This window comes from Streptomyces sp. NPDC042346, assembly GCF_055581845.1.
The window spans coordinates 415,052-429,934 of the sequence record NZ_JBVJEH010000002.1 but is presented as its reverse complement, the minus strand read 5'-3'; the positions used below and the strand labels follow the sequence as shown (position 1 = coordinate 429,934).

Annotated in this window: 6 protein-coding genes; 1 reads left to right on the top strand and 5 read right to left on the bottom strand. The window is 70.1% G+C overall.

Features of this window, described 5'->3' with window-relative positions; all coding sequences use genetic code 11:
- Positions 1–36: 36 nt before the first annotated feature.
- The gene (locus ACZ6K0_RS10680; RefSeq protein WP_469575700.1) at positions 37–7,473 is read right to left on the bottom strand and encodes a DNRLRE domain-containing protein; all 7,437 of its coding nucleotides are present in this window, start codon (positions 7,471–7,473) and stop codon (positions 37–39) included.
- Positions 7,474–8,017: 544 nt separating this feature from the next.
- Between ACZ6K0_RS10680 and ACZ6K0_RS10675 the strand changes: the two genes are divergently transcribed.
- Positions 8,018–10,414: a SpoIIE family protein phosphatase gene (locus tag ACZ6K0_RS10675; RefSeq protein WP_469236271.1), complete on the top strand. Its 2,397-nt coding sequence runs from the start codon at positions 8,018–8,020 to the stop codon at positions 10,412–10,414.
- A gap of 30 nt (positions 10,415–10,444) precedes the next feature.
- Here ACZ6K0_RS10675 and ACZ6K0_RS10670 read toward each other — a convergent pair whose 3' ends face one another.
- From ACZ6K0_RS10670 to ACZ6K0_RS10655, 4 genes are all read right to left on the bottom strand, one after another.
- Positions 10,445–11,536 (bottom strand): PP2C family protein-serine/threonine phosphatase, encoded by a 1,092-nt coding sequence (locus ACZ6K0_RS10670; RefSeq protein ID WP_376409390.1) that lies wholly within the window; start codon positions 11,534–11,536, stop codon positions 10,445–10,447.
- A 223-nt stretch (positions 11,537–11,759) separates the two neighbouring features.
- On the bottom strand, positions 11,760–12,647 hold the full coding sequence (locus tag ACZ6K0_RS10665) for a PhzF family phenazine biosynthesis protein (protein WP_469236270.1): 888 nt from the start codon (positions 12,645–12,647) through the stop codon (positions 11,760–11,762).
- A gap of 172 nt (positions 12,648–12,819) precedes the next feature.
- The gene (locus tag ACZ6K0_RS10660; protein ID WP_469236269.1) at positions 12,820–14,028 is read right to left on the bottom strand and encodes a sensor histidine kinase; all 1,209 of its coding nucleotides are present in this window, start codon (positions 14,026–14,028) and stop codon (positions 12,820–12,822) included.
- On the bottom strand, positions 14,025–14,681 hold the full coding sequence (locus tag ACZ6K0_RS10655; RefSeq protein WP_469236268.1) for a response regulator transcription factor: 657 nt from the start codon (positions 14,679–14,681) through the stop codon (positions 14,025–14,027). The genes ACZ6K0_RS10660 and ACZ6K0_RS10655 overlap by 4 nt, the downstream gene beginning before the upstream one ends.
- Between the last annotated feature and the right edge of the window lie 202 nt (positions 14,682–14,883).

The window sequence follows — 14,883 nt, the reverse complement described above, 5'->3', positions numbered from 1 at the left end:
GGGGGTGGGGACGTTCCGTCCCCACCCCCCTCTCCGTCAGCAGTGAGCGTACTTCCTGGACGGTCGGATCTTGTTGGTCAGCGTCGCGCCGCCATAGCACTTGTAGCGATTGTACAAGCCCTGTTCGAGCCTGCGGAGGCTTCCCTTGCTCCGCTCGTGATAGCGAATCGACTGCACATTGTTGAGCTTGCCCTTCTTGTCGTGCTGGTGCATGCGCCGGTGCATGTTCTTCGACTTGCCGACGTAGTAAGAGCCGTTGTTGTACTTGATGACATAGACGCCCCGTTTACGGGGAGCCTTCCTGGCGTGCCGGTTGAGGTGGCAACTGGCGTTGTGGACGAGCGTGTCCGCGGTTCCGTCGAAAACGAGGTACGTGTGGACGTTTCCGACGTTGAGGTTGAAGACCAGCTGGTCCGCGAGCTCGCCGAGGTTGCGGACGGCGCGCACCGTGTGGGCCGCGTTGTCCGCCGACCGCAGCGCGTCGCCGGGCACGAGGTCGACGGCCTTGGTCCAGCCCTTGTCCTCGACCCACATCGGGTGGTCCGCGGTCGCCATGAGCGGCGGGGTCGCCGGGTCGAGGTCCGTGTCGATCGCCACCATGTGCTTGGTGCCCGAGCCGGTGTAGACCTCCAGGACGGGCTGGGCGGTGGTCAGACCCGTCGCCGGGTCCATCGCCGCCACCAGGTCCCCCGTCCGGACGTCTCCGATCGGCAGGTAGCTTCCGTCGGCCATCAGCACGGGTGTGTCCGGCGCGAAGGAGTTGCACCGGGAGCGCCTGAAGACCCTCTTCGCCCGTGAGGCCATGCGCTTGACGCGGCCGGCCTTGCGGAGGGCACGCGCCGCCTTGAAGCCTCTGACGGCGAGGCGGCCGGCGGAGCCGAAGGCGATGCCGACGCTCATCTCGGCGGCCTTGCGCCAGTTGCCGGTGGCGGCGTAGGAGAGGGCGCCGACGGCGGAGGCGATGTTGCCGATGGGGCCGGGGATGTACGAGGCGACTTCCGCTACGCGGGCGACCGCCTTGAACATCTTCTTGAAGCTGAAGCCCCAGTTCCCGTCGAGGTCGGTGCAGTTGACGGGGTCGCCCGCACAGTAGTCGTACGGGTTGGCGTTGCCTCCGGGCTCCGGGTCGACCTGGAGGAACCGGCCGAGCGCGGGTGCGTAGAGGCGGGCTCCCATGAGGATGACGTCGTCGAGCGCCTCGGAGGACCGCTGCTTGGCGCCGAGCCAGCCGTATCGCTGGGCGGCCTGGCCCTCGGCCGGGACGCCGAACTCGTCGAAGGTGAAGACCTTCGGCGCGGTCGTCGCGGTGTCGAGGGTGACGGCCACGTCGCCGTGGAGGTTGGCGAACTGGAGCTCCACGTCGCCGGTGGCGGAGGTGGTGGCGGTCAGGTCGCCGTCCGGGCCGGAGACGTTGCGGGTCAGGGTGCCCTGGGTGGTGTCCTCGATGATCCAGCGGGGCTCGTCGGAGTCGTCTCCGTAGTGGTTGAGCTTGCTGGTCGCGTTGGCCCAGGTGCCGTCCGCCTGCTTGGCCTCCGTGGTGAAGGAGGTGAAGCGGTGGGCCGGGTCGAGGGACCAGGACTGGCGCCTGTCGCCCGTGGTCTGGGAGGCGACGAGGTCGTTGTCCCAGTACGTGTTGACGGAGCCGGTGCCGGTGGCGGTGGTGCGGCCGAAGGCGTCGTACGTGTAGCCGGCGGTCAGCAGCCGGTCGGCGCTGTCGTACGCGCTGGTGGTGACCGTGCCACCGGCGCTGGTGCACGAGCCGTCCTCGGCGGCGTCGTACACCGTCTTGGAGGTGCGGTTCATGCGGCCGGTGATGCTGCGCCCGGCCTCGTCGAAGGCGTAGGCGCGGGTGGTGCAGCCGGCGACGGTGGTCTGGGCGGCCTTGACCAGGCGGCCGAGCCGGTCGTAGCCGTACTCCTTGCTGTCGGTGGAGTTGGTGTCCGCTGCGACGGCGCCCTGGGCCGTCATGTCCAGGTGCTGGCCGTAGACGACCTCGCCGTCGGAGACACGGCTGTACGTACGGCCGGTGGCCGCGCCGCTTGCGTTGAAGCTGTCCTTGCGGACGTAACCGCCGGGGTAGGTCTGCTCGGTGAGCTGGCCGTCGGGGCCGTACCTCGCGGTGAAGGTTCCCGCGACGGAGTCGGTCACGGAGGTGACCATGCCGCGCGGTTCCTGGGTGCGGTCGTAGGTGTAGGTGGTGGATCCGGTGTTGTCGCTGACCTTGACCGGCTTGCCGAACCTGTCGAACTCGGTCGTGGTCGTGCCGCCGTCGGCATCCGTGTACGACAGCAGACGGTCGAGCGCGTCGAAGGTCCGGCTGATGGTCTTGCCGCCGGCCATGGTCCTGACCGCGTTGCCGGTCACCGGGTCGTACTCGGTGGTGACCTCGGGAAGGTCCTGGCCGAGGTCGCCGGTGATCCCCGTCGAGGAGATCCGGTCGGCCGCGTCGTAGACGGTGGTCGACACACGGGTCTTGCCCGCGTTGGTCTCGGACGTCTCCTCGACGTCACCGAAGCGGGAGTAGCGGGTGATCCGCTTGACCGGCAGGGTGTCGGGCATGCGGGTGGTGTCCGCACCGGTGACCTTGCCGCCGGGCAGCGTGACACAGGGGTTGCCCGCCCACTCCGGACGGTTGCCGCACGCGGCGTCGTCGGGGTTGGCGCCGGCCGTGTAGAACACGGTCTTCACCGTGCCGGTGTCGGCGCCGTTCGATCCCGGCCTGCGGGATTCGACCGCGCGGCCCGCCGCGTCGTACTTGACGGTGGCGGTCAGGTTCGCGCCGCCGGCCACGGCGTCCGTGGTCACCGAGGTCTCGGTGCGCAGGGTCCAGCCGGAGGTGCCGCCGATCGGGGTGTCGTAGCCGGTCTTGGTGACCCGGACCTCGACGTCGTTCGTGTAGCCCTCGATGCGGGCGCCGTCGAGGGTGGTGGTCTCCAGGTGGTAGGCCGCGCCGTCCGGCTTGCCCTCGTCGTACTTGTGGACGGTGTGCTCGCGCACGACCACCGAGGCTGCGGCGGCGAGTGCGGGCATCGGCGGGTCGACCTGCGCCGGCACCGCCTCGTCCAGCAGGGCACGGAAGACCGGACCGGTCTCCTCCAGGAGGTCCTGACCGTCACGGCTGTAGACGCTGCGGGAGTCGAGCAGCGCGGCACGGGCCGCGGACTCGTCGGGCAGCCCCAGCTCGACGACCTTCTCGTCCACGTTCTCGCCGAGACCGAGCGCCAGGAGGCGGCCGGTGGCGTCGAGGGTGCGGACGGTGTTGCCGAAGCGGTCGTACTCGGCCGTGTCGATGTCACCCGCCCCGGTCGGCGACCAGGTGGCGGTGTTCACCTCCTGCGCCGAGGCGTTCAGGTAGCGGACGACCGCCTGCTGGTAGCCGTCCTTGCCGGGGACGGTGGCGGTGGCCGTGTTCACGGCCGGGGTGGACTCGACGTCGAAGACGGCGGTCGCGTCCGTCGGCACGTCCGCCTGACCCCACTTCGCGGCACTCGCGCCGTCGAGGTCGTACGGACCACCGGCCGCCCGGGTCAGCGGGACCTCGTAGACCACCTTCGAGGCGGTCTCGCCCTCGACCACGTCCTTGCTGCCCGGCTGCAGCGCCGGACGACGGACCTGGAGCAGACGGCCCGGGTCCTGGTCGGCCCCGGCCTTGCCGTAGTCGAACATCCAGGGCAGCTCGCCCGCGGTGTCGATCTTCGTCAGACGGTTTCCGGCGTCGTACGAGTAGACCGTCTTGAGGACCGACGTGTCCGCGGCCGAACCCTTGCGCGGGTCCCACGCCTCGACGAGGCGGCCCTGGTCGTCATAGCGGTAGGCGGCCACGTCGACGGCGTTCACAGCGTTCGCGGCCGGGTCCCACGACCAGACGCGCACGGCCTTCACCCGGTCGGCGACGTCACCGGGCGTGGTGGCCGTGGCGGTGGTGGCCGTGGCGTAGACGTACTCCAGCACCTCGCAGCCGCGCGCGGGGACGGCCCCCGTGCACTGGCCGGTGTCGTCCACGCCAGGCTCTGCCTCGCCGATGACGCGCTTGACGAGGGTGCGTCCGTCGGTCGTGTCGTACACGTACCGGCTGGTCGACGCGTCGTCCGTACCGGAGACGGAGTCCACGACGTGGACGTCCGAGCCGGTCTGCTTCTTGAAGCGGGTGACCGTGCCGTCGTCGTCGGTGAGGACGTAGTCGGCGCCGGACGCGGCGAGGATCAGCCCCTCTGCTCCGGGCTCGGGGCTGAACGTGCCGTCCGAGCTCTTGGCGAAGGTGATGGTGGAGTCGTCGTAGCCGGTGATGACCGCGACGTCCTTGCCGGGGAAGGTCAGCGCGTGCAGCTCGTTGTCCGTCACGCCGCCCGCCGCGCCGCCGGCCCATTCCGGACCGAACGGGGCGACCAGCTCGCGCAGGGACAGGTGATCGAAGTACACGGCCTTGCCCGAGTTGGCCGGGAAGCCGTTGTACAGCCGCAGGAAGGCCGTGGTGGCGTCCTTCGGAACGGTGAAGTCGAGCGTCAGTTCGGCCCACGCGTCGGTGTACGGCACCTTCCGGGAGGTCGGCTCGACGAAGCCTCCGGGAGTGGAGAAGCCCGCGTACAGGCGCAGGCCGCGCGCGTGCTGCGGGGACAGGCCGGTCGCCGAGGGCGCGTAGGCCCAGGCGGAGAACCGGTAGGTCCTGCCCGGCTTCATGCCCAGCTGCAGGGCGTTCTGGTCGCCGCCGACCATGGCGAAGGAGTCGCCGCTGGTGTTGGTGGTGGGGACGACCTTCAGTGAGTCGGTGGAGCCGTCCTGGCCGAACGTGGTGTCCCGGGTGAGCGTCGCCGTGGCCGCCGAGAAGCCGGTCAGGTCCGTGGAGACGTCCTGCTGGTTGGCGGTCAGGCGCTGGCCCTGCGGCATCCAGCCGCGGTCCGTGCCCCGGGAGGAGGCCGTACGGGTCGAGGACAGGCCGAACTCGTCGACGTCCGTCACGTTCACCGAGTAGTCGCCGGTCAGCAGGTTCACCGAGCCGGGGCCGACCTCGTCGGAGGCGGCGCCGTCGGCGTTCGGGTCGACGGTGAAGCCACGCCACTCGCTGATGTACGCGGGGTCCGTGTCGCTGTTGGTGTACAGCGTCGCGCGGACCTGGACGACACCGCCGACCTGGCCGAGGGTCTCCAGGACCGACCAGTTCGCGTACGCGCCGATCTCCGTGAGCGGAGTCTTCGGGGCGGTGATCGGGGTGTTGTCCTGCTTGGTCAGGTTCGCGAGCGGAACGTCGTAGACCGAGGCACCGGGGCCGCGCCGCCACTGGTACGTGACGCGGGTGTACTTCGGCTGGGCGTCGACCGCGATCTGTACGCGCCGCGCGCTGACCGCGCCCTCGGCAGGCTGCACCATCGCGCCCTGGCCGACCAGGAAGTCGTACACGACGGCCGTCGAGAGGTTGCCCGCCTTGTCCTTCGCCTGGACGCGCAGCGTGCGGTGGCCGTCGGCGGCCGGGGTCACCGTCACCGTCGCCGTACCGGTCGCGGTGACGGTCACGGCCGCGGCGCCGTCCAGCGAGTAGACGTAGCCGGCCAGGTCCGTCGTGCCGGAGGCCGCGGTGAAGGTGAACGTGCCCGCCACCCCTCCGCCGCCGTGCCACAGGTTGTCCTGCGGGTAGTCCGTCGACGAGACGAACGGCGCACCGGGCTTGGTGGTGTCGACCGTGAAGGTCTGCCAGGCCGACCAGGTGCCGTTCCAGTCCTGACCGTCGTAGACCGCCGCCCGCCACTTGTACGAGCCCTGCGCCAGGGCCGTACCGGGGGTCCAGGTCGCGGTGGCGCCGGACGCGACGTACACCGAGGTGCCGGACTGCAGTGCCGCGGTTCCGTCGGACTTCCAGACGTCGAACGTCAGCCGGACGGTGTTGCCGTCGGCGTCGACGGCCTTGGCCGACAGGGTCGGCGTCGTGTCGTTCGTCGCCGTACCGGTCAGCGGGGACAGCGGAGTGGCCGCGCCCGGCTTGGTGTTGTACGTGACCGAGATGTACGGCGTGTTCGAGGCCGCGTTACCGGAGTTGAACTTCTTCCAGGCGAACTCGTCGGTCTCGTCCGTGGCCCGGATGCCGAGCGTGTTCGTCCCGTTGCCGTTCCCCGCCCAGGTGGTGGCCAGTGTGGTGATGTCCGTGCTCACCCAGCCGTCGGCGCACGAGGACGAGTAGCCCTTGGTGGCCGTGGAGGTTGACCACTTCCGGTTCCAGTTCGGCTGGGTGGTCCAGCGCGTGGCGCTGGAGGCGGAACTGGTGTCCCAGACCTCCCAGCTGCGCGCGCTGCACGACCAGGAGTGGAAGTTCCACAGGTTCAGGCTCGACGACTTGACGACCTTGCCGGTGATCTTCGCCATCGGGAAGGCCAGGAACGAACGGGCGACCTGGCCCTCGCCGTTGTTGCCGAGCTTGAGCTCGGTTGCGGCCGACTGGTCGGACGTGAACCCCTGCTGGACGAAGGCGTCGAAGCTCGCCCCGATGTTCACGGCCGGATCGACCGTGACCGGGAACTTCGTTGCGGGGTCGGCGAGGAAGGCCGCGTCCGGGGTGAGCGTGAGGTCGACCGCATCACCGTTCTGCGTGACCTTCAGACCGACGTCGGCCCGGTTCTCGTGCTCGCCCGTGTTCGGGTCGACCGTCGCGTCCCACATCACCGGCGCGGGCAGGACGCCCGCTTCCTTGCCGGTGGTTTTGTCCAGGAACGTCACCGAGCGGTCGGTGTTGGACCTGACCGTCAGCCCCTTGGCCTTGAGCGACAGTGTCACCGAGCCGGTGGCGTCGACGGCGCTACGGTCCTTCAGCTCCAGGAACTGCTCGAAACCGGTGCGGGTCGACTCGATCACCATGTCGGTGCCGGTCGCCACCCCCGGGTAGCGGGCCTCGGTGCCGTGCACCGTCGGATCGGGCAGGGCGCCGCGCCACGACAGGGTCATCGCGTGACCCTCGCCGCTGTCGAGCGAGACCAGGGGGACGGCCGGCGTCTTCTTCGCGCCCGGTGCACCGCCCGATGCCTTGACCCGCGCGACCTCCGCGGCCGACGACTCTCCCGACAGTGCCAGATTCAGTGGGTGGGCCGCCGCTCGGACCCCGCCGCCCGGTGCCTCGACCAGGCTGGGGTCGACCGTGCGCCAGGTGGCGTCATCGTCCTTGAAGCGGACGGGACCGGTGTAGGAGTCCAGCGACATCGAGCCGTCCGGGTTGGCCCAGCTCGTCGTGGACTCGGTGCGCTCCCCGGTGACCTCGATCCGCCGGTCCTGCAGCCGCGCCATCAGCAATGCCGACGCGGCGTCCTCCGCCTCGGCCGGACCCTTGACGTCCTGCGGCTTCTCGGCGGGCACCCGGTCCGGTATCGCCGCGGTCGCCATCCCCTCCATCAGCCCGAAGGTCATCACCAGCGCCGTGGCCAGGGCTATGCGCCTCACCCGGCCGGGCGAAGGCAGCGGATGCCGCTCACGCAGAGCGGACGTCCGTCGTCTCATCCTGTTCGTTCCTCCCCTTGTCGATCACCTGTTGGTGACGGGGAGGGAATTTACCGCAACCTAATATCGTCCTTTTTAGGACTAATTGGCTTCTCGTTGGTGTTATACGCAAGGGACGCGGTGACGTTGTATCTCGCTGTCCACGTCGCCGACTTGTCGTGTATTCCCCTCTTTCCAAGAGGGGTACTTCCTCGTTTCCCGGCCCGCCGAGTGTGCCGTCTGAAGCTCACTTGTGCTGCAAGGCATTTTGCCGATGCGCAGCAGGGCTGACACGGTGCCGCCGCGGATCGGCGTCGAGCCGGGCAACAGTCGTCACGGGGAGCGGAGATGTCGACCTCGAACTCCGGGACGGGCTCAAGGCGACGGCAGCCTGAACTTCGGTGTCGCGACGACACGTGCGAACGGCGGCACTCCACCGCTCGCACACGCAAGCTGACGTAGAGCGAATGCGCTGCAGGGCCGCGCCCCGCCCGCGCTGTGTCGTGGCCGTCCGCACTGGACCGAGCGCACTGCGGTCGCGACGGCACGGAAGGATGATAGGACCATGGAAGGGCTACCTTTCACTCCTCCCGCCGGGGCGGACGACGGCGGGCACCTCGGTCCGCCCCCGGCCGCCATCGCCCTGATCGCCGCAGACGGAGTGCTCGTCGGGTGGAGTCGTGAGGCCGAGGCCCTCCTGGGATATCCCGCTTCGCAGGTACTGGGACGCCGGGCGGCGGAGCTGCTCGCAACCCCGCACGCCGACCGCGACAGACCGGAAGAGCGGCGACCGGATCAGCGACTGTGGTTCGGTGGGCAACGCAGTGCCGTCGTGGACGTGCGCCACCGTAGCGGACACCCCCTACGTGTGGCAGTGGCTCTGCGCCCCCTGGCCCCCGCCTCCGACGGGGACTCCACCGGCCGGGCCCCCACAGCCGTCCTCATGGCCACCGAGCTGGAGGGACTTCGCTGGTGGGAGACCCGGCAGGCGATGCTGCAGGGGCTCGTGACCCAGTCGCCCGTGACACTGACCATCTACGGCCCCGGCGCGCGCCTCTTGTGGGCCAACGCATCCAGTGTCCGGGAGCTCGGCGGCGACCTCACAGCATCGCTGGGCCGCTCCATGACCGAACTCTTTCCCGGCGATGTCCTCACCACCGAGCATCTGGTGCCGCCCGAGGACTTCGTCCAACAGATCCTCGAGACCGGTGAGCCGGTCATCGACGTGCATTTCCGAGGGCGCGCCCCGGCCGACCCGCGGAGTGAGCGCGTCTGGTCCTCGTCCTATTTCCGACTGCTGGACGGCCGGGGAGAGCCGGTGGGGGTGTGCGAACAGTCCATTGACGTCACCGACCACTACCGTGCGCAGCAGCGCCTCGCTCTCCTCGCGGAGGCCGGTGCACGGATCGGAGCGACACTCGACCCGTCCGTAACGGCAGCGGAGCTCGCCAAGATCGTCGTGCCGCAGTACGCCGACGCCGTGCTGGTCGACGTGGCGGCAGAGGTGCTCGAAGGAGGGGAACCGGAGCCCGTCACGGCATGGGACCTGGTGCGCGTGGCCGATTCCGACGGAGAACCCTCCCGGGTGGGCGAGCGGGTCGCGTATGCCACCGGATCGTCGCAGGCCGAAAGCTTGGCAGGGGGCCGTGCGACCGCGGACGCCGCGGTCGCGCCCACACGGCTGTACGTCCCGCTGATCGTGCGGGGGACGCCCTTGGGCCTTGTCACCTTCGTGCGGGGCGAGGAATCGGAACCCTTCGACGACGACGATCGGGCGGTGGCAGAGGAGCTGGCGTCGCGGACCGCTGTGTGCATCGACAACGCGCGGCGGTACCGACGAGAGCGCACCGCGGCGTTCATGCTCCAGCGCAGTCTGCTGCCACGATCGCTGCCCGAGCTGAGCGCGGTCGAGGCGGCGAGTCGCTACCTGCCCGCCGACAGCCACCTCGGCGCCGGCGGCGACTGGTTCGACGTCATTCCGCTGTCCGGCGCACGTGTCGGACTCGTCGTGGGGGACGTTGTCGGCCACGGGCTGGGAGCCGCTGCCACGATGGGGCGCTTGCGCGCGATGGTGCGCACCTTGGCCGAGCTGGACCTCGCGCCTGACGAACTCCTGGCCCGGCTGAACGATCAAGTCGGCAAGGAGGCGTCGGACCAGTACGTGCATGGCTCGGACGGCAGCGGCGCCGTCGGAGCGACGTGCGTCTACGGGGTCTACGATCCGGCCTCTCGAACGAGCACCTGGGCGGCGGCGGGACACCCGCCGCCGGCTGTGGTGCAGCCGCACGGCCCCGTCAGCTTCCTTCGTCTGCCACCAGGTCCTCCTCTGGGCGTGGGACGGCTTCCGTACGAGGGCACGGAAGTGACGCTCGCCGCAGGAAGCCTGGTCGTCCTGTTCACCGACGGCCTCGTGGAGGCGCGGGGGCAGGGCATCGACGTGGGGTTGGGCCGCCTGGCGGCTGTACTCGGGGAACAGCGAGGATCGTCGCCCGACCTGTTGTGCGCCCAGATCGTCGCGGAGCTGGTGCCGGACCACGTGCGGGACGACGCGGCGCTCCTTGTCGTGCGCACCCGTGCGCTGGACGCACGCCAGGTGGCGGCCTGGGAGCTGCCCTCGGACCCCGCGCTCGTCGCACGCGCACGTTCGATGGCCGCGGAACAGCTTGTGCGGTGGGGACTGGACGATCTGGTGTTCACCACGGAACTGGTGGTCAGTGAACTGGTCACCAACGCGATCCGTCACGCCTCCGGCCCGATCGGTCTGCGCCTGATCCGGGACCGTTCTCTCATCTGTGAGGTCTCCGACTCGCAGCACACCTCACCGCATGCCCGTTACGCCGGCAACGACGAGGAGGGCGGACGTGGACTGTTCATGGTCGCCCAGCTCACCGAGCACTGGGGTACGCGTTACCTGCCGACAGGTAAGACGATCTGGGCGGAACAGGCCCTGCCCGTGCCGTGACGGCCATGTGCCGCCCGCCGCGGGCATGGTTCACGGCGTGTGCAGGCGTACGGCCAAGGCGGCGATGTCATCGTCGAGGCTGCCTCTGCTGTGACGGAGGAGGTCGTGGTGCAGCGCCGTGAGTAGATCGCGGGGAGGTGTGGGGGGCTGTCGGCGCATCCACGCCGTCAACGGGAAGAACTCACCGTCCCGGGCGCGGGTTTCGGCGATCCCGTCCGTATAGAGGAGGAGAAGCTCGCCGGGAGCGAAGTCGAAGGCGTCCGCAAAGTACTGGTCGCCGAGCATTTCCGCGAGGCTGAGCAAAGGCGAGGGGACGGACGGCTCGAGGGTGCGCACATCCTTGAGGCTGTGGATCAAGGGCGGGGGGTGTCCGCAGTTGACGATGGTGATGCGGCTCCCTTGATGCGGGATCTCGACGAGCAGCGCGGTGGCGAAGCGTTCCATCGGCGCCTCGGGTGGATGGGCGGCGTTGTGCCGGGCACAGCTCGCGTCGAGCTTGCGGGCGACGTCGGCCATGGAGGCCTCGCCGTGTGCCGCCTCCCGGAAGGCGTTGACGATCGCCGCGGCCGCCCCCACCGCCGGCAGGCCTTTGCCCCGCACGTCGCCGATGAGCAGCCGTACTCCGTACGGCGTATCGACCACCTCGTAGAAGTCCCCGCCGATGCGGGCTTCCGCGGCGGCCGCGAGGTACAGCGATTCGATCTCGACGTTCCGGAAACGGTGCGGCAGGGGCCGCAGCACCACCTGCTGGGCCGCGTCGGCGACGAGCCGTACCTGAAAGAGCGTGCGCTCCCGTTGAAGCCGGACATGGCTTCCGTATGCGGCGGCCACGGTGACCGCGATGATTCCCCCGCAGGTCCACCACGTCCCGAGATCGGGGAAGACGAAGCTGAGGCCGATCATCAGAAGGAGGCAGACGGTCCCGAGGAGGACAGTCGGGAGGACCGGCCACATGGCGGCGGCCAGAGCCGGCGCCGCGGGCAGGAGGCGGCTGAAGGCCATCTCCGGCGGAGTGGCGTAGGCCAGGCCGGCGATCACGACAGTCAGAATCACCGGCGACAGCCGCACGAGCCTGCCGTAGCCGTAGCTCCGCCGGAGCCGCGGCCGTCCGGACTCGATCATGAATCCCAGCGTATCCGCGAGAGGCTCGCTCAGCGACGTGACGAGCGGGCTCCGCGTGTGACAGAGCCCGCCGGCCGGCTCGCCAGGGCGCGACCGCACGATTCGTCACTGACTCGCAGAAACGGGGCGGTCACGGACGGTGTCATCGAGTGCCGGGAGTACTCGTGCACGTCGTGAAGGCTTCGCCGCCAACGCCGCGGGTACCCGCAGATGAGGGCCAGGATCAGGCCGAGATGCGGGTCCCTGCGCCGCCGACCCTGATCCGCCGGTCGCCCGCCCGCAGCTCCACCGTCAGGACGCCAGGACGCCCCATGTCCTCCCCTTGGTGGAGGGTGAGGACCGTCGCCTCGGGCACGAGTCCGAGCTCACGGGCGTACGCGCCGAAGGCGGCCGCCGCCGCCCCGGTCGCCGGGTCCTCCACCACACCGCCCACCGGGAACGGCCCGCGGACGTGAAAGACCTCCGCGGAGGCGCGCCAGACCAACTGCAGCGTCGTCAGGTCGAGCCGGTGCATCAGGGCCTCCAGGCGCGCGAAGTCGTACGCCAGGCGGGCCAGGCGCTCTCGGCTCGCGGCGGCAAGGACCAGATGACGGGCGCCCGCGAAGGCGATGCGCGGAGGCAGGGCGGGATCGAGGTCGCCGGCCGGCCAGTCGAGCGCGGCGAGTGCCTCTGCCAGGTCATCGGCCGCGACCTCCTCGATGTGCGGCTCGACGCTCGTGAGCGTGGCCCGCAGCGCCCCGCCCTCCCGCGTCACGGTGACCGGCACGGTCCCGGCACGCGTGGTGAACACCAGGTCGCCGGGACCGATGCGCTCAGCGAGGGCCACCGCCGTCGCGACGGTGGCGTGACCGCAGAAGGGCACCTCCGCCTTGGGGCTGAAGTAGCGGATGGTGTACGTGCGCCCGGCGTCCGACGCGCCGGAGCCCGCTCCCTCGAACGGCGCTGTCAGGAACGCGCTCTCGCTGTAGCCGACTTCGGCGGCGATCGCCTGCATCTCCTCGTCGCTGAGGCCCGTGGCGTCGAGAACGACTCCAGCGGGATTGCCCCCCTCGGGATCGTCGGAGAAGGCGGTGTAACGCAGGACGTCGGGGGTTTCCCGTACGGAGTTCATGCCGGGAGAACGGCGCCGGGCCCCGAGGTAGTTCCCCAGGTACGTGCACCGTCCCGGAGCTCCGTGCCCGGACACGACCTACGGCGGTGCACCATCGACAGGGTCGTCAGTAGCTCCGACAGCTCCTCGTCGCTGAAGGGGCTCCGGAAGTGCAGGGTCTACACCTACGAGCTCACCGGCAGCGAGCCGGTTGCGTGTCCCCTGGGAGGCGCCGGCTGTCCCGCGGCAGGGTCACGGTGACGATCAGGCCCCCGGCGGGGCGGGGACGGGCGGTGACGTCGCCGCCGTGGGCGCGGACTACCGAGCGGACGATGGACAGACCGAGGCCCGCGCCCTTGGCGGTGACGAGGCGCTCGGTGACGAGGCGGCGGAACGGTTCGAACAGAGTGGGAACCTCGTAGGGCGACACGTCGGGGCCGGTGTTGCTCACTTCGATCTCGGCCCGGCCGTCCTCATGGGTGCGGCTGATGACACGTACCCAGCCGCCCACGCCGGTGTTGTGCCGGATGCCGTTCTCCACCAGGTTCTGGACGAGCCGTTCGAGCAGCAGAGCGTCTCCGGCAGTGGGGGCCGGGCCGGGTTCCTCGTACACGGTGATCCCGGCCTTGTCGGCCTCGGGGGCGCTCTGGGCCGCCACATGGGCGACCACGTCCGCGAGATCGACGGTCTGCCGCTCGGGGACGAGGTTCTCCGAGCCGGCCAGCAGCAACAGTCCGCTGATGAGCCGTTCGTGCCGGTCGTTGATCTCCAGGAGGTCCTCGCCGAGCCGTTTCACGTCGGTGGAGGCCGACGCGCGGTGCATGGCCAGCTCGACCAGGGCACGGCCCACGGTCAGCGGGGTGCGCAATTCGTGCGAGGCGTTCGCGACGAAGCGGCGCTGCCCGTCGAAGGAGCGGTCCAGCCGTTCGACCATCAGATCGAAACTGTCGGCGACGTCCTTCACCTCGTCGTCGCGGCCACCCAGCGCGATGCGCTCGTGCAGGCCGCGGTCGGCGGCCGGTGCGGAGGCGATGCGACGGGCGGTGTCGGTGACCCGGTGCAGGGGGGCCAGTACCCGGCCGGCGATGAGCCAGCCGAAGCCTGCCGCGATGCCGCCGACGAGGGTCAGCGCGATGCTGCCCTGCGTGATGAGCGAGGCGGTGGCGGCGTCGTGCAGTCTCTTCTGCTCGCCGGCCACCCAGTTGAGGTTGTCGGGCAGAGAATCCTGCCGCGAGGCCGAGTTCCCGCTGGAATCGGAATGGACGCTCAGATCCCCGCCCCGGTCGAGTTGCTGGGCGAAGAGGACGTACGTGACGCCGAGCAGCACGATGCCGGCGGCGAAGAACAGGCCGCCGTAGACCAGGGTGAGCCGGGCGCGCAGGGTGACGCGGCGCTTCTTCATGGAATCCGGTATCCCACGCCCGTGATGGTCTCGATGACGGGCGGGTCGCCGAGCTTGCGGCGGAGCTTGAGCACGGTGAGGCGGACGACCCCGGTGAAGGGATCGGTGTGCTCGTCCCACGCCTTCTCCAGCAGGTGTTCGGTGGGTACCGCCGCACCGTCGGCGCGCAGAAGCTCCGTCAGGACGGCGAACTCCTTCTTCGCCAGTGGTACGTAGCGGTTGTCCCGGAACACCTCGCGGCGCGCCGGGTCCAGCGTGATGCCGCTGCGGCGGAGCACCGGTGGCGCGGCCGGGCGGGCGCGCCGGCCGAGCGCGAGGACCCGGGCGACGAGCTCGGGGAACGCGAAGGGCTTGGTGAGGTAGTCGTCGGCGCCGAGGGAGAGTCCGGCGACGCGGTCGGTGACCTCGCCGGCCGCGGTGAGCATCAGCAGTCGTGCCTGATGGCCGGATGCGACGAGCTGGGCGCAGACCTCGTCGCCGTGTACCAGAGGAAGATCCCGGTCCAAGATGATGACGTCGTAGTCGTTGACGTCGGTCCGCTCCAGGGCCGCGGCGCCGTCGTACGCGACGTCGACCGCATGGGTCTCCTGCCGGAGCCATTCCGCGATCGCGTCGGCGAGCAGCCGCTCGTCCTCCGCCACCAGGATCCGCATCCAATGCCTCTCTTCGCTCGGGGCCACCGCCCATCGGGGAGGCCACGGCCGCTCTCGCCCATGATTGTCCGTGGGCCCGTTTCCTTCTCGTAAGCGACCATCGACGGCGTTCTTCGGGGTCGACGACCCCGCGATGGGGAAACAGTGGGGCAACAGCACCGGGAGTTGCATCCCTTCCGTCGGCCGGTACCGCACCGGCCCC

What these genes read in the sequence shown, in the direction of transcription:
- ACZ6K0_RS10680 (WP_469575700.1), bottom strand. Translation starts at nt 7,473, where the DNA reads ATGAGACGACGGACGTCCGCTCTGCGTGAGCGGCATCCGCTGCCTTCG.
- ACZ6K0_RS10675 (WP_469236271.1), top strand. Translation starts at nt 8,018, where the DNA reads ATGGAAGGGCTACCTTTCACTCCTCCCGCCGGGGCGGACGACGGCGGG.
- ACZ6K0_RS10670 (WP_376409390.1), bottom strand. Translation starts at nt 11,536, where the DNA reads ATGATCGAGTCCGGACGGCCGCGGCTCCGGCGGAGCTACGGCTACGGC.
- ACZ6K0_RS10665 (WP_469236270.1), bottom strand. Translation starts at nt 12,647, where the DNA reads ATGAACTCCGTACGGGAAACCCCCGACGTCCTGCGTTACACCGCCTTC.
- ACZ6K0_RS10660 (WP_469236269.1), bottom strand. Translation starts at nt 14,028, where the DNA reads ATGAAGAAGCGCCGCGTCACCCTGCGCGCCCGGCTCACCCTGGTCTAC.
- ACZ6K0_RS10655 (WP_469236268.1), bottom strand. Translation starts at nt 14,681, where the DNA reads ATGCGGATCCTGGTGGCGGAGGACGAGCGGCTGCTCGCCGACGCGATC.